Genomic DNA, 21,450 nt, shown 5'->3' with positions numbered 1-21,450 from the left:
GGCTGCCTTTCCTGGCGGCTTGTCAGGCGCGCCGCCCAAAGTTTCCTGGCACGACGTTGCTGCCGCTTTCCAGGGTGTCCAGGTAGTCCGCGTACCACTGGAGCATTTTTTGACGCCCTTCCAGGTACTGCGCATGGTTGTAGGTGCCGCGCACTGTGTTTTTGTCGGTGTGTGCGAGCTGAGTTTCAATCCAGGCGCTTAAGTAGCCTTGGTCGTGCAGGATGGTTGACATGGAGTGTCGGAAGCCATGGCCGGTGGCCTTTCCGTCATACCCGCACGCTTTCAAAAGCTGATTGATTGCGGCCTCGCTCATTGGCTTGGCCGGATCGTTTCGGCCAGGGAAAGCCAACGTATATCCGCCTGAAATAGTCTGCAATTCACGCAAGGTTTCGAGCGCCTGGCGAGACAACGGCACGAGGTGCGTGCGACGTTTTTTCATGCGCTCGGCGGGTATCGTCCAAGTCGCGGCTTCAAGGTCGAATTCGGCCCACGGTGCGGCGCGAAGCTCGGACGTGCGGACCCCTGTCAACATAAGCAGGCGCGCGGCGAGTCTTACCAACTTGCTCCCGGCATAAGCGTTGATTGCTTTCAGAAGCGGGGGCAACTCGTTGGCGCGTAGGAACGGGTAGTGCTCGGCGGTGGGGGCTTGTAGCGCGCCGCCAATGTCGCCTACGGCGTTATATGTGGCCCGCCCCGTGGCGATGGCGTACCGATAAACCTCGGCGCATCGCTGGCGAACTTTTCGCAGTTTCTCCAGCGCGCCACGGGCCTCAATCTTGCGAAACACTGCCAGCCATTCAAGCGGCTTTATTTCGTCGATTGGCCTGGCGCCGATGTGAGGGAACACGTCGTTTTCAAATGCGGTCATTGTGTCCGCCGCGTATCCCTCGGACCAATTGGCCGACTTGTGCTGGTGCCATTCCTTGGCTAGCGCTTTGAAGGTGTTTGCACGGGATGCGGTGACTCCCAGGCGTGCGAGCTTGCGTTCTTGTCCGGGGTGTTTGCCTTGCTTGACCAGTTGGCGAGCATCGGCTGCCATTTGGCGCGCCTGAGCAAGTGTCACATGGGCCAGGGTGCCTAGTGATATGTGGGCCTGTTTGCCGTCCAGCCGAAAGCGGAACCGCCAAGACTTTCCACCGGCTGGGCGTATCCATAGAAAAAGGCCGTCACCATCAGGCAGGCCGTAATCAGTTGCGCGTGGCGTTGCCGCCTTCACTTGCAAGATGGTCAGGGGCAACCAGTGAGTACCTATAAACATTATTGAACAGGCAACGTGCTCACTAGAGCACTCATTTAGCAAGCGCACGCTATGCACCGCTATGAACCCCCAGAAACAACAAACCCCGCACTAGGCGGGGTTTTGCGTGGTGCTTGGAGCCGCTGGAGCCTTCCAAAAACACTTGATTGGTGCCCGAGACAGGAATCGAACCTGCGACCTTCGCGTTACGAGTGCGCTGCTCTACCGGCTGAGCTACACGGGCGGTGGGCTAAACCTAGCACTGACCATAGAGTCAGGCAACTTCGCTCGCTGTAAAAACAAAAAGATCGCAGCCTTCGGCAGCTCCTGCATGAGACCGCGCGTAGGCGCTGCCGAAGGCTGCGATCTTTTGATCTTCCCGCACACATAAAAAAATGCCCCGCAGCTTTCACTGCGGGGCATTTTTTACAACGTTGAAGCGGTCAGGCTGGGGGTCGATTAAACGCCCGAAGCCTTGGCTGCTGCTACGTCTTTGATGGACAGCTTGATACGGCCGCGGTTGTCCACGTCCAGTACCAGTACTTCCACTTCCTGGCCTTCTTTCAGGATGTCGGTCACTTTCTCAACGCGAGCGTCGCTCAGCATGGAGATGTGAACCAGACCGTCCTTGCCCGGCAGAATGTTGACGAATGCGCCGAAGTCGACGATGCGCTCAACCTTACCGACGTAGATCTTGCCGATCTCGGCCTCGGCGGTGATACCCAGAACGCGCTGACGAGCAGCTTCTGCCGCTTCCTTGGTTTCGCCGAAGATCTTGATCGAACCGTCGTCTTCGATGTCGATCGAAGCCTTGGTTTCTTCACAGATCGCACGAATGGTCGCGCCGCCTTTACCGATGACATCACGGATTTTGTCGGTGTCGATCTTCATCGCGATCATGGTCGGAGCGTTGGCCGACAGTTCGGTACGCGACTGGCCAATGATCTGGTTCATCTGGCCGAGGATGTTCAGGCGCGCTTCCAGGGCTTGGCCCAGAGCGATCTCCATGATCTCTTCGGTGATGCCCTTGATCTTGATGTCCATCTGCAGTGCGGTGACGCCTTTGGCGGTACCGGCTACCTTGAAGTCCATGTCACCCAGGTGGTCTTCGTCACCCAGGATGTCGGTCAGGACGGCGAATTTCTCGCCTTCTTTAACCAGACCCATGGCGATACCGGCAACCGGCGCCTTCATCGGTACACCAGCGTCCATCAGGGCCAGGGAAGCGCCGCAAACGGAAGCCATCGAGCTCGAACCGTTGGATTCGGTGATTTCCGATACCACGCGGATGGTGTACGGGAACACGTCAGCGGCAGGCAGCATGGCCGAAACCGAACGACGGGCCAGACGACCGTGACCGATTTCGCGACGACCAGCACCACCCATGCGACCACACTCGCCTACCGAGAACGGAGGGAAGTTGTAGTGCAGCATGAACGGGTCTTTTTTCTCGCCTTCCAGGGTGTCCAGCAGTTGTGCGTCACGGGCGGTGCCCAGTGTTGCAACGACCAGAGCCTGGGTTTCGCCACGGGTGAACAGGGCCGAACCGTGGGTCTTTGGCAGAACGCCGACTTCGATGTTCAGCGGACGTACGGTCTTGGTGTCGCGACCATCGATACGTGGCTTGCCGTTTACGATGTTTTCGCGAACGGTGCGGTATTCGATTTCGCCGAATGCCGCTTTGACTTCGCTGGAAGAAGGCTGGCCTTCTTCACCGGACAGCTTGGCAACCACCTGATCCTTCAACTCACCCAGGCGAGCATAACGGTCGGCCTTGATGGTGATGGTGTAAGCCTGGGAGATAGCGTCGCCGAACTCGGCGCGGATAGCGCCCAGCAGTTCGGTGGCTTCTGGAGCCGGAGCCCAGTTCCAGGTTGGCTTGGCAGCTTCAGCAGCCAGTTCTTTAACGGCGTTGATCACAACCTGGAACTCGTCGTGAGCAAACAGTACCGCACCCAGCATCTGGTCTTCGGTCAGCTCTTTGGCTTCCGATTCAACCATCAACACAGCGTCCGAAGTACCGGCAACGACCATGTCCAGGCTCGAAGCAGCTTGCTGCTCGTAAGTCGGGTTCAGCAGGTAGCCGGTGCTTTCGTGGAACGCAACGCGGGCAGCGCCGATCGGGCCATCGAAAGGAATGCCGGAGATAGCCAGGGCTGCCGAGGTACCGATCATCGCAGCGATGTCCGGATCGGTCTTCTTGCTGGTCGAAACGACGGTGCAGACTACCTGCACTTCGTTCATGAAACCTTCCGGGAACAGCGGACGGATCGGACGGTCGATCAGTCGGGAAGTCAGGGTTTCTTTCTCGGAAGGACGGCCTTCGCGCTTGAAGAAACCGCCAGGGATCTTACCGGCAGCGTAAGTCTTTTCCTGGTAGTGAACAGACAGAGGGAAGAAGCCCTTGCCTGGATCGGCTTGTTTTGCACCGACTACAGTCACCAATACGCTGACGTCGTCGTCAACGGTGACCAATACTGCGCCGGAGGCCTGACGGGCGATACGGCCAGTCTCGAGGGTAACGGTCGACTGACCGAACTGGAATTTTTTGATTACCGGGTTCACGGTGTCCTACCTTCTTTGTGGCTCTTGGGGAACTGGTTTCTTGCGAAATTCTTGGGCAACGCCGGGAATCGGCCCGACTGGATTGTCCAGGTGTTACTCGGGTAAAGCAGGTATCCAGATAAAACTTGAGGCTGGGAGCCTGCCATGCGCCAGCGGGAAACCCACTGGTGCACGACAGACAACCAACCTCTAGCGCAATCGCTTATTAGCGACGCAGACCCAGGCGACCGATCAGAGTCTGATAGCGACCCAGATCCTTGCCTTTCAGGTAGTCCAGCAGCTTACGACGCTGGTTAACCATGCGGATCAGACCACGACGGGAGTGGTGATCTTTACCGTTGGCCTTGAAGTGACCTTGCAGCTTGTTGATGTTGTGGGTCAGCAGTGCAACTTGCACTTCTGGCGAACCAGTGTCACCAACAGCTTGCTGGTAGTCAGCTACGATTTGAGCTTTTTCTTGAACGTCGAGAGCCATGAGGCAATCCTTTTATCAGGAAACTGTTTCAGAAAAACAGTTTCAACAGGCCAGGGACAAATCCCTGTATCTAAAAATGAGTAGTGACCGTGCCTGTTAACAGCCACCCTCGCCAGCCCGCTGTTACACAGGCTGGTTCCGGTCATTCTGACCGAATCAGTCGACGCGGCGCGATGCGCCCGTCTTCGCTCACTTCACCGATACCGATGAAGCGACCATTGTGATCCTGTACCCGTACCATGCCGAACTTCGGAGCATCCGGGGCACGTACCGGCTGGCCGTTGAGCCAGTAGAACGCGCTCGCTTCCGAGAACTGCAGCAGTGGCCAATCCAGCAGGCCGCTGTCCGATGGCATCAGGAAGCGATCGACCGCTTCATTGCCGCCTTCGGCATGTACCGCTTCCAGCTCTTCGAGAGTCACCGTCTGCGCCAGGGTGAATGGCCCGGCCTGGGTACGTCGCAGTTCTGCAACGTAAGCGCCACAACCGAGTTGCTCACCGATATCCTCCACCAGGGTGCGGATATAGGTGCCTTTAGTGCAATCCACCGCCAGCCGCGCAGTATCACCTTCGAAGGCCAGCAATTCCAAGCGCGTAATAGTAACAGAACGCGGTTCGCGCTCCACTACTTCGCCTGCACGAGCCAGCTTGTACAGCGGCTGGCCATCACGCTTGAGTGCCGAGTACATCGGCGGTATCTGACTGATTTGCCCACGAAATTTCGGCAATACAGCCTCGACATCGGTGCGACCAACGGTCACCGGGCGCTCCTGCAAAACTTCGCCCTCGGCATCCGCCGTGGTCGTGGTCTTGCCCAGTTGCGCCAGGGTTTCGTAACCCTTGTCGGAATCAAGCAGGTACTGCGAGAACTTGGTGGCCTCACCGAAGCACAACGGCAGCACGCCGGTGGCCAAGGGATCGAGACTGCCGGTGTGGCCTGCTTTCTCGGCATTGAGCAGCCAGCGAACCTTCTGCAAAGCCGCGTTGGAGGTAAACCCCAGCGGCTTGTCGAGCAGGATGATGCCGCTGACGTTACGACGGATACGTTTGACCTGAGCCACCGATTACTCCTTGGTGTCTTCGGGTTCTGCGGCAACCAGGTTCTGGTTGTCTTCAGCCACTGCGCGCTCGATCAACGCCGACAGATGCGCACCACGCACGACGCTTTCGTCGTAGTGGAAGTGCAACTGTGGAACGCTGCGCAGCTTCATCTCACGGGCCAACTGCATGCGCAGGAAACCGGCGGCGGAGTTGAGCACCTTGATGCTTTGTGCAATTTCTTCAGCGCTGTCCTGGCCCATCACAGTGATGAAAATCTTGGCGTGACCAACGTCACGGCTGACTTCCACAGCGGTAATGGTGACCAGGCCGACGCGCGGGTCTTTGACTTCACGACGGATCAGTTGTGCCAGCTCGCGCTGCATCTGATCGCCGATACGTTGGGTACGGCTATATTCTTTTGCCATGTCTTGTTACCTGTTACTGCCCCACGGTGAAACCCGTGTGGTCTGAAAGCGGCAAACGCCCGGCCTGACAGAAGCCAGACCGGGCGTTGCGTTTAGAGTCCGGGTGACGAACTGCGCATTTGCATGCGCATGCCCATCACGGCTCTTGAAGTGCGCGAGTTAGAGGCTGCGAGCAACCTGCACCTTCTCGAAGACTTCGATCTTGTCACCGACTTTAACGTCGTTGTAGCTCTTCACGCCGATACCGCATTCCATGCCGGCACGTACTTCGGAAGCGTCATCCTTGAAGCGGCGCAGGGATTCCAGCTCGCCTTCGAAGATAACGATGTCTTCACGCAGTACACGGATTGGACGGTTACGGTGCACAACACCTTCGATAACCATGCAACCGGCGATCGCACCAAACTTCGGCGAACGGAACACGTCACGCACTTCGGCGATACCCAGGATGTTCTCGCGAACATCGCTGCCGAGCATACCGGTCAGGGCTTTCTTGACGTCTTCGATGATGTCGTAGATCACGTTGTAGTAACGCATATCCAGACCTTCCTGCTCGACGATCTTGCGCGCGCCGGCATCGGCACGCACGTTGAAGCCGAACAGTACAGCGTTGGAGGCCAGTGCCAGGTTGGCGTCGGACTCGGTGATACCACCGACACCGCCACCCACTACACGCACTTGCACTTCGTCGTTACCCAGGCCGTTCAAGGCACCGTTCAACGCTTCCAACGAACCACGGACATCGGATTTGAGGACGATGTTGAGCGTCTTCTTCTCCTCCTGACCCATGTTTTCGAAGATGTTTTCCAGCTTGCCTGCGTGAGCACGGGCCAGCTTGACTTCGCGGAACTTGCCTTGACGGAACAGAGCCACTTCACGGGCTTTCTTCTCGTCGGCAACCACGCTCATCTCGTCGCCAGCGTCCGGGGTACCGTCCAGGCCGAGGATCTCGACAGGGATGGCCGGACCGGCTTCCTTGATTGGCTTGCCGTTCTCGTCGAGCATGGCACGTACACGACCATAGTTCGAACCGACCAGGACCATGTCGCCTTGGCGCAGGGTACCGTCTTGAACCAGCACGGTAGCCACCGGGCCACGGCCCTTGTCCAGACGGGACTCAACCACGACACCACGGCCAGGAGCCGATGGCGTTGCGGTCAGTTCCAGGACTTCGGCTTGCAGCAATACAGCTTCGAGCAGCTCGTCGACGCCAGTACCCATCTTCGCCGAAACCGGTACGAACGGCGTGTCACCACCCCACTCTTCCGACGTCACGCCGTGAACCGACAGTTCGCTACGGATGCGATCGAGGTCAGCACCAGGCTTGTCGATCTTGTTCACTGCAACAACCAGTGGAACACCGGCCGCTACTGCGTGCTGGACAGCTTCAATGGTCTGCGGCATCACGCCGTCGTCCGCTGCAACCACCAGGATCACGATGTCGGTCGCCTTGGCACCACGGGCACGCATTGCGGTAAACGCGGCGTGACCCGGGGTGTCGAGGAACGTCACCATGCCACGGTCGGTTTCAACGTGGTAAGCGCCGATGTGCTGGGTGATACCACCGGCTTCGCCAGCAGCAACCTTGGCACGACGGATGTAGTCGAGCAGGGAAGTCTTACCGTGGTCAACGTGGCCCATTACGGTCACGACTGGCGCACGGGAAACGGCCTCGCCTTCAAACTTCAGGGACTCGGCCAGGGAATCTTCCAGGGCGGTGTCGCTGACCAGGGTCACTTTGTGGCCCAGCTCTTCCGCAACCAGTTGGGCAGTTTCCTGATCCAGTACCTGGTTGATGGTCGCTGGAGTACCCAGTTTGAACATGAACTTGATGATTTCAGCAGCCTTGACCGACATCTGCTGAGCGAGATCGCCAACAGTGATGGTCTCGCCGATCTTCACTTCGCGCACAACAGGGCCGGTTGGGCTCTGGAAACCGTGGGCGTTGCGTTTCTTCAGCTTGGCCTTGCCGCGACCACCACGACGGAAGCTATCGCTTTCTTCGTCGGTAGTACGTGGGGCAACGCGTGGAGCCGGAGCCTTTTCCTTGACCGAAGCACGATGCGGAGCGTTTTTGCGCTCGCCATCGCCGCTACCGCGACGACTGTTATCGTCGGCACGTGGCTTGTCCGGGCGACGCTGTTCGTCACGCTTGCGGGCATCGGCCGCAGGTGCCGGAGCGGCTGCCGCAACCGGCGCGCTGTCACGCACTGGCTCGGCCACCGCAGCAGGCGCTGCAACAGGTTCGGCTTGAGCGTTTGACGCACCAGCAGGCTGGCGACGCGCTTCTTCTTCGGCGCGACGCTTGGCTTCTTCTTCAGCCTTCTGACGTGCAGCATTTTCTACTGCGCGACGTTCGTCCATTTCACGCTTGCGCTCGGCTTCGATTTCTTCCGGGCTGCGCTGCACGAAGACTTTCTTCTTGCGCACTTCAACGCTGATGCTTTTGCTGCCAGCAACACGCAGGGTGCTGGTGGTTTTACGCTGCAGCGTAATCTTGCGTGGTTCTTCCACTTTCGCCTTGTGGCTGCTTTTCAAGTGAGTCAGCAACGATTGCTTCTCACTGTCAGTCACATTTTCTTCGGCGGCGGTGTGCGGCAGACCTGCCTCACGCATCTGCTGCAACAGGCGCTCTACCGGTGTTTTGACCTCATCGGCCAGTTGTTTCACCGTGACTTGCGTCATGCACTTCTCTCCTCAGGCCGCGCCTAATTACTCGAACCAGTGGGCTCGGGCGGCCATGATCAACTTGCCGGCACGATCATCGTCAATGCCGTCGATGTCGAGCAGGTCGTCAATAGACTGCTCGGCCAGGTCTTCGCGGGTAATTACGCCGCGCACCGCCAGTTCCATCGCCAAATCCTTGTCCATACCCTCAAGCGAGAGCAGGTCTTCGGCCGGATGGGCGTCTGCCAGCTTTTCCTCAGTAGCGATGGCTTTGGTCAACAAACGATCCTTGGCACGAGCGCGAAGCTCGTTGACGATATCTTCGTCAAAGCCGTCGATGTTGAGCATTTCTTCCAACGGTACGTAGGCAATCTCTTCCAGGCTGGTGAAGCCTTCATCAACCAGAACCTGAGCCAGTTCTTCGTCGACTTCCAGCTCGTCGATGAAGTTGCGCAGGATGTCGCCGGTTTCTGCTTGCTGCTTAGCCTGGATGTCCGATTCGGTCATCACGTTCAGGGTCCAGCCAGTCAACTGGCTAGCCAGACGCACGTTCTGACCACCGCGACCGATGGCCTGAGCCAGATTGTCTGCGCCAACGGCGATGTCCATTGCATGGGCATCTTCGTCAACGATAATTGCCGCAACCTCCGCCGGGGACATGGCGTTGATCACGAACTGAGCCGGGTTGTCGTCCCACAGGACGATGTCCACACGCTCACCGCCCAACTCGCCCGACACTGCCTGGACGCGCGAACCGCGCATACCAATACAAGCGCCCTGCGGGTCGATGCGTTTGTCCTTGGAGCGGACGGCGATCTTGGCGCGCGAACCCGGATCACGGGAGGCAGCCATTACTTCGATCAGGCCTTCAGCAATTTCCGGCACTTCGATACGGAACAGCTCGATCAGCATTTCCGGCGCGGTACGCGACAGGATCAGCTGCGGGCCGCGGTTCTCGGTGCGGATTTCCTTGAGCAGCGCACGCAGACGCACGCCAACCCGGAAGGTTTCACGAGAAATGATGTCTTCACGGGCCAGCAACGCTTCGGCGTTGTTGCCCAGATCGACGATCACGTTGTCGCGGGTCACTTTCTTCACGGTGCCAGAGATGATCTCACCCAGGCGCTCGCGATAAGCGTCAACAACCTGGGCGCGCTCGGCTTCGCGAACCTTCTGCACGATGACTTGCTTGGCAGTCTGTGCAGCGATGCGACCGAATTCGATGGACTCGATTTTCTCTTCGACGACATCACCCACCTTGGCGCCAGGATGCGTTTCAGCAACCTTGCTCGGCCAGGTTTCGATAGCTGGATCGTCCAGGTCGTCTTCTTCGACGACTGTCCAGCGACGGAAAGTCTCATAAGCACCGGTGTGGCGATTGATTTCCACACGCAGATCGACTTCGTCCTCAAAACGCTTTTTGGTAGCGGTGGCCAGAGCCAGCTCCAGCGCTTCAAAAATCACGTTTGCCGGTACACCCTTTTCATTGGATACCGACTCAACAACCAGCAGTACTTCTTTGCTCATCGTACGCCTCGCCTTTCGCAAGCCATTGGATCCGCGGGATCCGCAGTATCTGGCACGCCTCAGTCAAAACTGGGAATAATGTTGGCCTTGTCGATCATATCGATCGGCAACAGGAACTCATGGTCTTCCACCTGCACCACGACATCCTGCTCTTCTACGCCGCGCAGAAGGCCCTGAAAGTTGCGTCGTCCTTCAAAAGGCGAGCGCAGCTTGATCTTCACTTGTTCACCGGCAAATTTTGCAAACTGCTCAATAGTGAACAGAGGGCGTTCCATGCCAGGCGAGGAAACTTCAAGGGTGTACTCAACGGAGATTGGATCTTCAACATCCAGTACACCGCTGATCTGACGGCTGACAATGGCGCAATCGTCCACCAGCACACCGCCCTCTTTATCGATATAAACGCGCAACATCGAGTGACGACCCTGAGCCGAAAACTCGATACCCCAGCATTCATAGCCTAGGGCCACGACCACCGGGGCCAGCAAGGCCTGCAACTCTTCTAGCTTGCTCGACACCTGAACCCCCTAGTGCATGTATGTGCATGCTATGCAAAATAAAAAAATGGGCGAAACGCCCATCCTTGAAACGCCGTCGAACAGCGGCGTTGAAAGTGTCCAGCTAACAAAAAGCCCCTTAAAAGGGGCTCCTTAAACTGGTTGCGGGGGCCGGATTTGAACCGACGACCTTCGGGTTATGAGCCCGACGAGCTACCAGACTGCTCCACCCCGCGACAAAGCTGGGGCGGAAGTATACGACCGATCCCCTACAGGGTCAATGTAACCTTCCACCTGCAAGAAAGCCCGCAACAGCGGGCTCTCCTGACTAATTGGTACCGAGAAGGGGACTCGAACCCCTACACCCTATGGGCACAACCACCTCAAGGTTGCGTGTCTACCAATTCCACCACCTCGGCAAAACTACGTTTGAAACCCTTCTTACTTCTGCTCTTGAGCTGGAGGTACGTCAGTCGCTGGAGTAGCCGACTTTTGCTCTTGAAGCACCGGGACATCATCAGAAGCCGGTTGTTGCTTTGGAACTTCCAACACTGCTGGATTTGGGAGACCTACTTGAGTCAGCTGGTGAGCTTTCTCTTTAGCAAAGTAACCTAACCCTAAGCTGGTTATGAAAAAACCTGCGGCAAGTATAGCAGTAAACTTACTAAGAAAGGTAGAGGAACCTTGGCTTCCGAACACAGTATTTGAAGCACCTGCTCCGAAAGACGCGCCAGCATCCGCACCTTTACCCTGCTGCAGCAAAACCAGAGCAACTACGCCCAATGCACCCAGCAGATGAAAAACGACTACGACTGTTTCCAGCATTTTTTCAGTTTCCCGCGGCGCGACAGATCGCACCGAACTCATCTGCATTCAGGGAAGCCCCACCAATGAGACCCCCATCGATATCCGGCATGCCGAACAGTTCGACCGCATTGGCCGCCTTCACGCTGCCGCCGTATAGAAGCCGCACACCTTGTGCGACTTCAGAATTCTCTGCCGCCAACTGAGCGCGGATGGCTGCGTGCACATCCTGCGCCTGTTGCGGCGAAGCAGTCAGCCCGGTGCCAATGGCCCAGACCGGCTCGTAAGCGATTACTGCCTTTGCAAACACACCGACACCCAGCTCCTCGATGATGCTGCCAAGCTGACGCGAGACAACCTCTAGAGTTTTTCCGGCTTCACGCTGCTCCAGGGTCTCCCCTATGCACAGCACCGGAATCAAGCCACTTGCCTGTGCCGCTGCGAACTTGCGAATCAGCATTCCGTCCTGCTCGCCCATAATCTGGCGGCGCTCGGAGTGCCCAACAAGCACCAGGGAACAACCTGCATCCACTAACTGACTCGGCGCAATCTCACCGGTCAACGCACCTTGCATGGCTTCCACCGCAGCATTCTGCGCGCCGACCGAAATCGACTTTCCTTCCAAACCATCAATCACTTGATTGATATGCAGGCAAGGCGGGAATACCGCTACATCAACATCGCTCGGCAAGGCCAATTGACGAAGGCCATTGATCAGCTCAGCGACGCTGGCGCGGGTACCGTGCATCTTCCAGTTACCAGCTACCATAGGGCGACGCATGCTGTACCTCGTCGGTCAAAGTGGGCGCAGATGTTACCCAACACAATCAAGACTGGCAAGCCGAATTCAGGCAGAAACTTCAGCAACCAGTTTCGCCAGCTCTTCGGCATAGCCACGAACCTGTGTTTCGTCTTCGCCTTCGACCATGACACGCACCAGCGGTTCGGTCCCGGACTTGCGCAACAGTACTCGCCCACGCCCCGCCATGGATTTCGTCACTCGCTCACTGGCCTCTTTGACCAATGAATGCTCAAGGGGGTTTGCACCGCCATCGAAACGCACATTGATCAGCACTTGGGGACACTTGCGCAGTGTCTGGCGGGATTGCGCCAGACCTTCTTCGCGAGTCTTCAACGCCATCAATACCTGCAACGCTGCAATGATCGCGTCACCGGTGGTTGTATGACTGAAGCACACGACATGCCCCGAGTTTTCGCCACCCAAAATCCAGTTACGCTCAAGCAGCTCGGCAATCACATACCGGTCACCGACATTCGCGCGCACGAATGGAACACCCAGATCCGCCAGGGCCAGCTCCAGCCCCAGATTACTCATCAGCGTTCCAACCACGCCACCTTGCAGCTTGTCGCGCTCATGAAGATCACGGGCAATGATAAACAGCAACTCATCGCCATCCACTACAGCACCTGTGTGATCAACCATCTGCACTCGATCGCCGTCACCATCGAACGCAATACCCAGATCAGCCTGCTCAGCCACGACAGCAGCCTGCAATTGACCCATATGGGTCGATCCGCAGTTTTCGTTGATATTCAGACCATTTGGTTGCGCGGACAGGACGACAACTTCGGCCCCCAGCTCACGAAAAACACTCGGCGCCACTTTGTAGGTTGCACCGTGCGCACAATCGATCACGATTTTAAGGCCGGTAAAACTGGTACCGGTTGGCACGCTGCTCTTGCAGAACTCAATGTATCGACCGGACGCGTCGTTGATTCGCGAAACCTTGCCGATCTTGCTCGACTCCACAACGGTCATTGGAGTGTCGAGTAGTTCTTCGATCATATGCTCGATTTCATCCGGCAGCTTTGTGCCCTTGCCGGAGAAAAATTTGATGCCATTGTCATCATGCGGGTTGTGCGACGCACTGATCACGATGCCGGCTTCGGCATGAAAAGTACGTGTGAGGTATGCAATCGCCGGCGTCGGCATCGGACCCAGCAGCAACACATCAGCGCCAGCCGACGTAAGACCGGCCTCAAGCGCGGATTCAAACATGTAACCGGAGATCCGCGTGTCCTTACCTACCAAGACCTTGCAGGCACCCATTTTCCGGAATGCCATGCCGGCAGCCCAGCCGAGCTTAAGCATGAAGTCAGGAGTAATCGGATACTCGCCGACACGGCCACGAATACCATCGGTGCCAAAGTATTTTTTGCTCATAAGGACTCCATCATTCTTATTCGGCTGATTCCACTGCGGCAATCATCCGCACCACATCCACTGTTTCGGCGACATCATGGACGCGCAATATACACGCCCCCTTTGTTGTAGCCAGCGCCGCGAGCGCCAGACTACCAAACAGTCGCTCTCCTACCGGACGACCCAACGCCTGCCCAATCATGCTCTTTCGCGAAACCCCGACCAACAGGGGCCGCCCCAAGGCATGCAAGGCCTCCATATGCTTGAACAAGCTTAGATTGTGCTGCAACGTCTTGGCGAAGCCAAAGCCAGGATCGAGGATGATCCGCTCTGGAGGAATACCCACCAAAGAGCACTGCACCATGCGCTCGGCGAGAAACGCACCCACGTCTTTCGTAACGTCCTGATAATGCGGATTGTCCTGCATATCGCCAGGCTCACCGAGCATATGCATCAGGCAAACCGGCAGTCCGGTGGCTGCCGCGGCATCCAGCGCGCCATCACGACGCAACGAACGCACATCATTGATCAAACCGGCACCCAAGCGTGCCGTTTCGCGCATGACCGAAGGCGTGGACGTGTCGACCGAGATGATCACATCCAATTCGCGACTGATGCGCTCAACGATAGGCGCTACGCGCTCAAGCTCCTCAAGTAGCGATACCGTCTTCGCACCTGGACGCGTGGACTCGCCCCCGACGTCGATCAGCGTTGCCCCAGCTAAAACCATGGCTTCAGCGTGACGCAGCGCCGCGTCGAGCTGGCTGTACCGCCCACCGTCGGAGAAGGAATCGGGAGTGACATTGAGAATGCCCATGACATGCGTCTGGGCCAAATCAAGAACCCGGTTGCCGCAAGGCAACCGGGTCGAGGACTGAACAGAAGTCATTTCAAACCTTAAACGTCAGCAGCCGGACCGCCAATAGGTGTTTCCGGACGCTCGTCTTGCACGACCGGAGGGGTTCCGGAAGTGCCAGTGCCACCCGACCAGTCGCGAGGTTCGCGAGGTGGTCGACCTGCCATGATGTCGTTGATCTGCTCAGCATCGATCGTTTCATACTTCATCAGGGCATCGGCCATGGCATCAAGCTTGTCACGGTTGTCCGTGAGGATCTGCTTGGCAGTGCCGTAACACTGATCGATGATGCTGCGCACTTCGGAGTCGATCAACTTGGCGGTCTCACCGGAGAAGCTCGCGCCCTGACCACCACCGCCACGACCGAGGAACACCTCGCCCTCTTCTTCGGCGTACATCAGCGGACCGAGTTTTTCCGATAGACCCCACTTGGTCACCATGTTCCGCGCAATCTGGCTGGCGCGCATGATGTCGTTGGAAGCACCGGTGGTAACACCATCGACGCCCAAGGTCATTTCTTCAGCGATACGCCCCCCGTACAACGAGCAGATCTGGCTGATCAGTGCACGCTTGGACAGGCTGTAACGATCTTCTTCCGGCAGGAACATGGTCACACCCAGCGCGCGACCGCGCGGAATGATCGACACCTTGTAAACCGGATCATGCTCTGGCACGACGCGACCGACAATGGCATGGCCTGCCTCGTGATAAGCGGTGTTCTGCTTTTCTTTCTCGGACATGACCATGGACTTGCGCTCAGCGCCCATCATGATCTTGTCTTTGGCCAGTTCGAACTCTTTCATCTCGACGATGCGCTTGCCGGCACGGGCAGCGAACAACGACGCCTCGTTCACCAGATTGGCCAGATCGGCACCGGAGAAACCAGGCGTACCACGAGCGATCACTGCCGGAGCGACGTCGTCACCCATTGGCACTTTGCGCATGTGGACTTTGAGAATCTGCTCACGACCACGGATATCCGGCAAACCGACCACGACCTGACGGTCGAAACGGCCCGGACGCAGCAATGCAGGGTCGAGTACGTCAGGACGGTTGGTCGCTGCGATCACGATGATGCCGTCATTCATTTCGAAGCCGTCCATCTCTACCAGCAACTGGTTGAGTGTCTGCTCCCGTTCGTCGTGACCGCCGCCCATACCGGCACCACGGTGGCGACCAACAGCGTCGATTTCATCGATGAAGATGATGCATGGCGCGTGTTTCTTGGCCTGTTCGAACATGTCGCGAACGCGGCTGGCACCAACACCGACGAACATTTCGACGAAGTCGGAACCGGAAATGGTGAAGAACGGCACTTTGGCTTCGCCGGCGATGGCCTTGGCAAGCAAGGTTTTACCGGTACCCGGAGGACCGACCATCAGTACGCCACGAGGAATCCGGCCGCCCAGACGCTGGAACTTGCCCGGATCACGCAGGAACTCGACCAGTTCACCTACTTCTTCCTTGGCTTCGTCGCAACCGGCAACGTCAGCCAGGGTAGTTTTCACCTGATCTTCGGAGAGCAGGCGTGCCTTGCTTTTGCCGAAACTCATCGGCCCGCCCTTGCCACCAGCGCCACCCTGCATCTGGCGCATGAAGAACATGAACACGGCGATGATCACCAGGATCGGGAAGCTTGCGACCAGGAGCTGGGTCCAGATGCTTTGCTGTTCAGGCTGCTTGCCTTCGACCACGACATGGTTATCCACCAGGTCGCCGATCAGGCCATTGTCCTGGATCGCCGGACGAATGGTCTTGAAGCTGTCGCCATCGCTGCGCTTGCCGGTAATCACGTAGCCGTCAACCGCTACGCGCTCGACCTTGCCATCCTTGACCTGCTGGATGAAGTCGGAATAGTTGAGGGTCTGCGGCTCATTAGGGCTGGAGAAGTTGTTCATCACTGTCACCAGGACAGCCGCGATGATCAACCACAGGATCAGATTCTTTGCCATATCGTTCAATTAACTACCCTCTGAAGCAAGCGCCGCTGATGGCGCGCGCTTCGCATGATATTCACCGGCCTAACTTACTACATTACCTACAACTTGGCAGGCGCCGTCTGTAACCCTTTGTGAAACACTTCCTACACAATATTCGCTAATTCTTACAAGGCGAAATACGAAAATCCTATCGCCCCGGTCGAAAAACCTCGTTTTACTCGCTACGACCGCGGTAACCCCAAGCCAGCATGTATTGCTCGCGGGAACTGCCACGGGAAGAGTCTGGCTTGATCATCTGGACCTTGTCGAATTTCTGACGAGTGCCTTTCACGTAAGCATCGAACCCTTCGCCCTGAAAAACCTTGATCACGAAATTGCCACCCGGCTTGAGTATCCGCTCCGCCAAATCAAGCGCCAGCTCGCAAAGAAACATGGCTTTTGGCATGTCTACTGCAGGCGTACCACTCATATTGGGGGCCATATCGGAAATCACAAGGTCCACCTGCGAATTACCCACGGCCTCAAGGATCTGGGCGAGCACTTCATCCTGAGTGAAGTCACCCTGGATGAAAGTGACGTCCGGAATGCTGTCCATTTCCAGTATGTCCGAGGCGATCAAACGCCCCTGGCCACCAATCAGCCGGCTAGTGACCTGCGACCAGCCACCGGGGGCCGCACCCAGGTCGACAACGCTCATACCTGGACGGATCAGCTTGTATTTCTCCTGGACCTCCAGGAGTTTGTAACTCGCACGCGAGCGGTAGCCATCCTTCTGCGCCTGCTTCACATAAGGATCATTGACATGTCTTTTCAGCCAACCAAGGCTTGTCTTGGAACGCGCCATTGGGCACCTCGATAATAAGGGTCGTGATTAATTGGGCGGATCCACGAGCCCTCGGGTAAAATGGCCGCCATTTTACAGAATCCAGACGAAAGGGTCAGATTATGCCGCTCACTCAAGAGCAGAAGAAACAGTACAAATCCATTGGCCACCATCTGAAACCAGTTTTGATTGTGGCTGACAACGGTTTGACTGAAGGTGTGTTAGCCGAACTTGAACGCGCTTTGGCGGATCACGAGCTGATTAAAATCAAGCTCAACATCCTCGATCGCGAATCGCGCCTGGCGTCCATTGCAGAACTCTGCAAGGTCGGCAAAGCGGATCTGGTTCAAGTCATCGGCAAGATGGCACTGATTTACCGCAAGAACTTCAGCGTCAACAAGCAGCTGTCGAACGTTCATCGCTTCAAGTGATGGCAAGGGTCAAGGGTGTGCTTCGCGCACCCTGCCACTCCACCCACGAAAATCCCGCCATAGACTGACAAGGCCCTCGGCCTCGATCAGCACCAAAGCCTGAAAAATCACGCACGCTGCGGCTAACCTCACCATCAGCGCCTTCAGCATGCCGTAAATTCGTCGATCAGCAGCGGCGCCAGGCCAATTCGGCCCAGCACCGGTAGCAAACCGATGTGCAACAACCATAAGCCGCCGACCCACAACATCTGGGCCAGCTGCCAAAGCATGGCACCCGCAAGAAGCGAGCGCCGGCCTTCAGATGTGGCGAACTTCGACAATCTCGTACTCGATAACGCCACCAGGCGTCTTCACCGCCACGACATCACCCTCTTCCTTGGCAATCAAGGCGCGAGCCAATGGCGAACCGACCGAAATCTTGCCGAGTTTGAAGTCAGCCTCGTCCTCACCCACGATGTGGTAAGTGACGCGCTCATCCGTCTCAACATTGGCGATCTCGACGGTCGTGCCAAAAATCACTTTGCCGGTGTGAGGAATGGTCGTGACATCGATGACAACCTGATTCTGAATCCGGCCTTCAATGTCACGGATCCGCGCCTCGACCATGCCCTGCTGTTCGCGAGCAGCGTGGTATTCGGCGTTTTCCTTCAAGTCACCCAACTCGCGGGCCGTACCGATGTCTTGGCTGAGCTTCGGACGGACGACCTTGGTCAGGTGAGCATGTTCTTCTTCCAGGGCGCGAGCGCCCTGAACAGTCATTGGGTACTTGGTTATGCTCATGCCTTCAATCCTGCGTGTAGATCCTGCAAGCGACGCACGGTCTTCTCTGGACCGAACTTGAGCGCTTCGCAGATGGCTTCGCCAGCAGCAATGGTGGTGGTGCAGTAGATCTTGTGCTGCAGGGCATTTCGACGAATGGAGTACGAATCAGCGATCGACTGACGACCTTCGGTGGTGTTGATGATCAGCGTGACTTCGTCATTCTTGATCATGTCGACCACGTGCGGACGCCCTTCCGTCACCTTGTTCACACGACGCACTTTCAGGCCTGCGGCTTCGATCAGCTTGGCAGTACCGGCAGTGGCAACCACTTCGAAACCCAAGTTGATCAGATCACGGGCTACGCCTGCAACCAGTGGCTTGTCGTCATCACGTACGCTGATGAACGCAGTGCCGCCAGTTGGCAGTACTTCGCTGGCACCCATCTGGGCCTTGGCGAATGCTTCACCGAAAGTGTCGCCCACGCCCATCACTTCGCCGGTCGACTTCATCTCTGGGCCGAGGATCGGGTCAACGCCAGGGAATTTGGCGAATGGGAACACCGCCTCTTTCACGCTGTAGAAGTTCGGAATGATTTCCTTGGTGAAGCCGATTTCCTTCAGGGTCTTACCGGCCATGACGCGAGCCGCGATCATTGCCAGGGAAACACCGATACACTTGGACACGAACGGCACAGTACGGGAAGCACGCGGATTGACTTCGATGACGTAGATGTCGTCGCCTTGCAGCGCCAGCTGTACGTTCATCAGGCCGACCACGCCCAACTCCAGGGCCATTTTCTTGACCTGGTCACGCATCTCGTCCTGGATGTGCGCAGGCAGCGAGTACGGCGGCAGCGAGCATGCGGAGTCACCGGAGTGAACGCCGGCCTGCTCGATGTGCTGCATGATCGCGCCGATCACGACGTCTTTACCGTCGCAGACCGCATCCACGTCCATTTCGATGGCGCAGTTGAGGAAGTGGTCGAGCAGCACCGGGCTGTCGTTGGACACTTTCACCGCGTCACGCAGGTAGCGCTTGAGCTCTTCTTCTTCGTAAACGATTTCCATCGCGCGTCCACCCAGTACGTAGGATGGGCGTACGACCAGCGGGTAACCGATCTTGCTGGCGGCACGAATTGCTTCGTCTTCGCTGCGCACGGTGGCGTTTGGCGGCTGACGCAGGTTCAGACGTTCAACCATTTGCTGGAAACGCTCACGGTCTTCGGCACGGTCGATCGCGTCAGGGCTGGTGCCGATAATTGGCACGCCAGCGGCTTCCAGGGCACGAGCCAGTTTCAGCGGAGTCTGGCCGCCGTACTGGACGATCACGCCTTTCGGCTTCTCGACGCGGCAGATTTCCAGCACGTCTTCCAGGGTTACCGATTCGAAGTACAGACGGTCGGACGTGTCGTAGTCAGTGGAAACAGTTTCCGGGTTGCAGTTGACCATGATGGTTTCGTAGCCGTCTTCGCGCAGTGCGAGGGCAGCGTGTACGCAGCAGTAGTCGAACTCGATACCTTGACCGATACGGTTCGGGCCACCGCCCAGAATCATGATCTTGTCGCGACCCGACGGCGCGGCTTCGCACTCTTCTTCGTAAGTCGAATAGAGGTAAGCGGTGTCGGTGGCGAACTCGGCGGCGCAGGTGTCAACGCGCTTGTAGACCGGGAACACTTCCAGCTTGTGACGGTGAGTCCGCAGGTTCTTCTCGGTCACGCCCAGCAGCTTGGCCAGACGCTGATCGGAGAAGCCTTTGCGCTTGAGGCGGAACATCAGGTCTTTGTCGATAGCCGACAGACCCAGGGTCTTGACCTTCTCTTCGTCCTTGATCAGATCTTCGATCTGCACCAGGAACCAAGGGTCGATCATGTTCATGCCGAAGATTTCTTCGACAGTCATACCGGCGCGGAAGGCGTCAGCCACGTACCAGATACGCTCGGCGCCCGGCACGGTCAGTTCGCGCTTGAGCACGCTCATGCTTTCCGGATTGCTCAGGTCGAGCTTCTCGTCCAGACCGCAAACACCGACTTCCAGGCCGCGCAGGGCTTTCTGCAGGGATTCCTGGAAGGTACGGCCGATGGCCATGACTTCACCAACCGACTTCATCTGAGTGGTCAGGCGCGCGTCAGCTTTGGCGAACTTCTCGAAAGCGAAGCGCGGCAGCTTGGTGACGACGTAGTCGATGGATGGCTCGAAGGACGCCGGGGTCTTGCCGCCGGTGATGTCGTTCGACAGCTCGTCGAGGGTGTAACCCACGGCCAGCTTGGCCGCGACCTTGGCGATCGGGAAACCGGTGGCTTTCGAGGCCAGCGCCGAGGAGCGGGATACACGCGGGTTCATCTCGATCACGACCATGCGGCCGGTATCCGGGCAGATACCGAACTGCACGTTGGAACCGCCGGTTTCAACGCCGATCTCGCGCAGTACCGCCAGGGAGGCGTTACGCAGGATCTGGTATTCCTTGTCAGTCAGGGTTTGCGCTGGAGCCACGGTGATCGAGTCACCGGTGTGCACACCCATCGGGTCGAAGTTTTCGATCGAGCAGACGATGATGCAGTTGTCCTTCTTATCGCGGACAACCTCCATCTCGTACTCTTTCCAGCCGATCAGCGATTCGTCGATCAGCAGCTCTTTGGTCGGCGACAGGTCCAGACCACGGGCGCAGATTTCTTCGAACTCTTCACGGTTGTAAGCGATACCGCCACCGGTGCCGCCCATGGTGAAGGACGGACGGATGATGCACGGGAAGCCGAGCTTCTCGAGGACCGCATTGGCCTCTTCCATGCTATGGGCGATACCGGACCGCGGGCAGTCCAGGCCGATGGATTTCATCGCCTTGTCGAAACGCGAACGGTCTTCAGCCTTGTCGATGGTGTCGGCGTTGGCACCGATCATTTCTACGCCGAACTTCTCCAGAACGCCTTCGCGCTCCAGGTCCAGGGCGCAGTTCAGAGCGGTCTGGCCGCCCATGGTCGGCAGCAGCGCGTCCGGACGTTCTTTCTCGATGATCTTGGCGACGGTCTGCCACTTGATCGGCTCGATGTAGGTGGCGTCAGCCATGGCCGGGTCGGTCATGATGGTGGCCGGGTTGGAGTTCACCAGGATGACGCGATAGCCCTCTTCGCGCAGGGCTTTACAGGCCTGGGCGCCGGAGTAGTCGAATTCGCAGGCCTGGCCGATTACGATCGGGCCAGCGCCGAGAATCAGGATGCTTTTAATGTCTGTACGTTTTGGCATG

The 21,450-nt window shown here is 57.5% G+C and carries 17 protein-coding genes, 3 tRNA genes and 1 pseudogene; 1 reads left to right on the top strand and 20 read right to left on the bottom strand.

Annotation, left to right across the window (positions count from 1 at the left end):
- Positions 1-22: 22 nt before the first annotated feature.
- The 17 genes from QYH43_RS00330 to rlmE form a co-directional block, all read right to left on the bottom strand.
- Positions 23-1,237: a tyrosine-type recombinase/integrase gene (locus tag QYH43_RS00330; protein ID WP_095058453.1), complete on the bottom strand. Its 1,215-nt coding sequence runs from the start codon at positions 1,235-1,237 to the stop codon at positions 23-25.
- A gap of 168 nt (positions 1,238-1,405) precedes the next feature.
- Positions 1,406-1,481, bottom strand: a tRNA-Thr gene (locus QYH43_RS00325).
- A gap of 215 nt (positions 1,482-1,696) precedes the next feature.
- Positions 1,697-3,802, bottom strand: coding sequence for a polyribonucleotide nucleotidyltransferase (gene pnp / locus QYH43_RS00320; RefSeq protein WP_008088348.1), 2,106 nt, complete (start codon positions 3,800-3,802; stop codon positions 1,697-1,699).
- 205 nt (positions 3,803-4,007) lie between these two features.
- The gene (rpsO, locus tag QYH43_RS00315; RefSeq protein ID WP_003177875.1) at positions 4,008-4,277 is read right to left on the bottom strand and encodes a 30S ribosomal protein S15; all 270 of its coding nucleotides are present in this window, start codon (positions 4,275-4,277) and stop codon (positions 4,008-4,010) included.
- A 142-nt stretch (positions 4,278-4,419) separates the two neighbouring features.
- Positions 4,420-5,337 (bottom strand): tRNA pseudouridine(55) synthase TruB, encoded by a 918-nt coding sequence (gene truB / locus QYH43_RS00310; RefSeq protein ID WP_095058377.1) that lies wholly within the window; start codon positions 5,335-5,337, stop codon positions 4,420-4,422.
- A gap of 3 nt (positions 5,338-5,340) precedes the next feature.
- Positions 5,341-5,742, bottom strand: coding sequence for a 30S ribosome-binding factor RbfA (rbfA, locus tag QYH43_RS00305; RefSeq protein ID WP_053154395.1), 402 nt, complete (start codon positions 5,740-5,742; stop codon positions 5,341-5,343).
- Between the two features lie 159 nt (positions 5,743-5,901).
- Complete coding sequence (infB, locus tag QYH43_RS00300; protein ID WP_095152081.1) at positions 5,902-8,427, bottom strand: translation initiation factor IF-2; 2,526 nt, start codon at positions 8,425-8,427, stop codon at positions 5,902-5,904.
- Between the two features lie 27 nt (positions 8,428-8,454).
- Positions 8,455-9,936: a transcription termination factor NusA gene (gene nusA / locus QYH43_RS00295; protein ID WP_093226792.1), complete on the bottom strand. Its 1,482-nt coding sequence runs from the start codon at positions 9,934-9,936 to the stop codon at positions 8,455-8,457.
- A 59-nt stretch (positions 9,937-9,995) separates the two neighbouring features.
- On the bottom strand, positions 9,996-10,454 hold the full coding sequence (gene rimP, locus QYH43_RS00290; protein WP_038843818.1) for a ribosome maturation factor RimP: 459 nt from the start codon (positions 10,452-10,454) through the stop codon (positions 9,996-9,998).
- A gap of 138 nt (positions 10,455-10,592) precedes the next feature.
- Positions 10,593-10,669 (bottom strand) — tRNA-Met (locus QYH43_RS00285).
- Positions 10,670-10,766: 97 nt separating this feature from the next.
- Positions 10,767-10,852: transfer RNA gene (locus QYH43_RS00280), tRNA-Leu, on the bottom strand.
- Positions 10,853-10,874: 22 nt separating this feature from the next.
- Entirely contained in the window at positions 10,875-11,258 is a 384-nt protein-coding gene (secG, locus tag QYH43_RS00275) for a preprotein translocase subunit SecG (protein ID WP_017336473.1), read from the bottom strand.
- Positions 11,259-11,262: 4 nt separating this feature from the next.
- A complete protein-coding gene (tpiA, locus tag QYH43_RS00270; protein WP_095058375.1) occupies positions 11,263-12,018 on the bottom strand; it encodes a triose-phosphate isomerase in 756 nt (251 codons plus the stop codon).
- Positions 12,019-12,084: 66 nt separating this feature from the next.
- Positions 12,085-13,422: a phosphoglucosamine mutase gene (gene glmM, locus QYH43_RS00265; RefSeq protein ID WP_095058374.1), complete on the bottom strand. Its 1,338-nt coding sequence runs from the start codon at positions 13,420-13,422 to the stop codon at positions 12,085-12,087.
- A gap of 16 nt (positions 13,423-13,438) precedes the next feature.
- Positions 13,439-14,290 carry a dihydropteroate synthase gene (gene folP, locus QYH43_RS00260; protein WP_095058373.1) on the bottom strand — a complete coding sequence of 284 codons (852 nt, stop codon included), beginning with the start codon at positions 14,288-14,290 and terminating at the stop codon, positions 13,439-13,441.
- Positions 14,291-14,298: 8 nt separating this feature from the next.
- Positions 14,299-16,209, bottom strand: coding sequence for an ATP-dependent zinc metalloprotease FtsH (gene ftsH / locus QYH43_RS00255; RefSeq protein WP_095058372.1), 1,911 nt, complete (start codon positions 16,207-16,209; stop codon positions 14,299-14,301).
- Between the two features lie 202 nt (positions 16,210-16,411).
- Entirely contained in the window at positions 16,412-17,041 is a 630-nt protein-coding gene (gene rlmE, locus QYH43_RS00250; RefSeq protein ID WP_095058371.1) for a 23S rRNA (uridine(2552)-2'-O)-methyltransferase RlmE, read from the bottom strand.
- A gap of 101 nt (positions 17,042-17,142) precedes the next feature.
- Between rlmE and QYH43_RS00245 the strand changes: the two genes are divergently transcribed.
- On the top strand, positions 17,143-17,451 hold the full coding sequence (locus QYH43_RS00245; protein ID WP_007942889.1) for a YhbY family RNA-binding protein: 309 nt from the start codon (positions 17,143-17,145) through the stop codon (positions 17,449-17,451).
- A gap of 45 nt (positions 17,452-17,496) precedes the next feature.
- Here QYH43_RS00245 and QYH43_RS00240 read toward each other — a convergent pair.
- From QYH43_RS00240 to carB, 3 genes and pseudogenes are all read right to left on the bottom strand, one after another.
- A pseudogene (locus QYH43_RS00240) lies at positions 17,497-17,720 on the bottom strand (MFS transporter); the annotation flags it as partial.
- 28 nt (positions 17,721-17,748) lie between these two features.
- Positions 17,749-18,225, bottom strand: coding sequence for a transcription elongation factor GreA (greA, locus tag QYH43_RS00235; RefSeq protein WP_053154907.1), 477 nt, complete (start codon positions 18,223-18,225; stop codon positions 17,749-17,751).
- 2 nt (positions 18,226-18,227) lie between these two features.
- Positions 18,228-21,449, bottom strand: a complete 3,222-nt coding sequence (gene carB / locus QYH43_RS00230) for a carbamoyl-phosphate synthase large subunit (protein ID WP_095058370.1) — start codon at positions 21,447-21,449, stop codon at positions 18,228-18,230.
- Position 21,450: the final 1 nt, after the last annotated feature.

Source organism: Pseudomonas sp. C32 (genome assembly GCF_030417915.1).
In the GTDB taxonomy this organism is placed as follows: Bacteria; Pseudomonadota; Gammaproteobacteria; order Pseudomonadales; family Pseudomonadaceae; genus Aquipseudomonas.
This window is presented reverse-complemented; position numbering and strand designations above follow the sequence as displayed.

What these genes read in the sequence shown, in the direction of transcription:
- rpsO (WP_003177875.1), bottom strand. Translation starts at nt 4,277, where the DNA reads ATGGCTCTCGACGTTCAAGAAAAAGCTCAAATCGTAGCTGACTACCAG.
- rbfA (WP_053154395.1), bottom strand. Translation starts at nt 5,742, where the DNA reads ATGGCAAAAGAATATAGCCGTACCCAACGTATCGGCGATCAGATGCAG.
- infB (WP_095152081.1), bottom strand. Translation starts at nt 8,427, where the DNA reads ATGACGCAAGTCACGGTGAAACAACTGGCCGATGAGGTCAAAACACCG.
- nusA (WP_093226792.1), bottom strand. Translation starts at nt 9,936, where the DNA reads ATGAGCAAAGAAGTACTGCTGGTTGTTGAGTCGGTATCCAATGAAAAG.
- secG (WP_017336473.1), bottom strand. Translation starts at nt 11,258, where the DNA reads ATGCTGGAAACAGTCGTAGTCGTTTTTCATCTGCTGGGTGCATTGGGC.
- tpiA (WP_095058375.1), bottom strand. Translation starts at nt 12,018, where the DNA reads ATGCGTCGCCCTATGGTAGCTGGTAACTGGAAGATGCACGGTACCCGC.
- glmM (WP_095058374.1), bottom strand. Translation starts at nt 13,422, where the DNA reads ATGAGCAAAAAATACTTTGGCACCGATGGTATTCGTGGCCGTGTCGGC.
- folP (WP_095058373.1), bottom strand. Translation starts at nt 14,290, where the DNA reads ATGACTTCTGTTCAGTCCTCGACCCGGTTGCCTTGCGGCAACCGGGTT.
- ftsH (WP_095058372.1), bottom strand. Translation starts at nt 16,209, where the DNA reads ATGGCAAAGAATCTGATCCTGTGGTTGATCATCGCGGCTGTCCTGGTG.
- rlmE (WP_095058371.1), bottom strand. Translation starts at nt 17,041, where the DNA reads ATGGCGCGTTCCAAGACAAGCCTTGGTTGGCTGAAAAGACATGTCAAT.
- QYH43_RS00245 (WP_007942889.1), top strand. Translation starts at nt 17,143, where the DNA reads ATGCCGCTCACTCAAGAGCAGAAGAAACAGTACAAATCCATTGGCCAC.
- carB (WP_095058370.1), bottom strand. Translation starts at nt 21,449, where the DNA reads ATGCCAAAACGTACAGACATTAAAAGCATCCTGATTCTCGGCGCTGGC.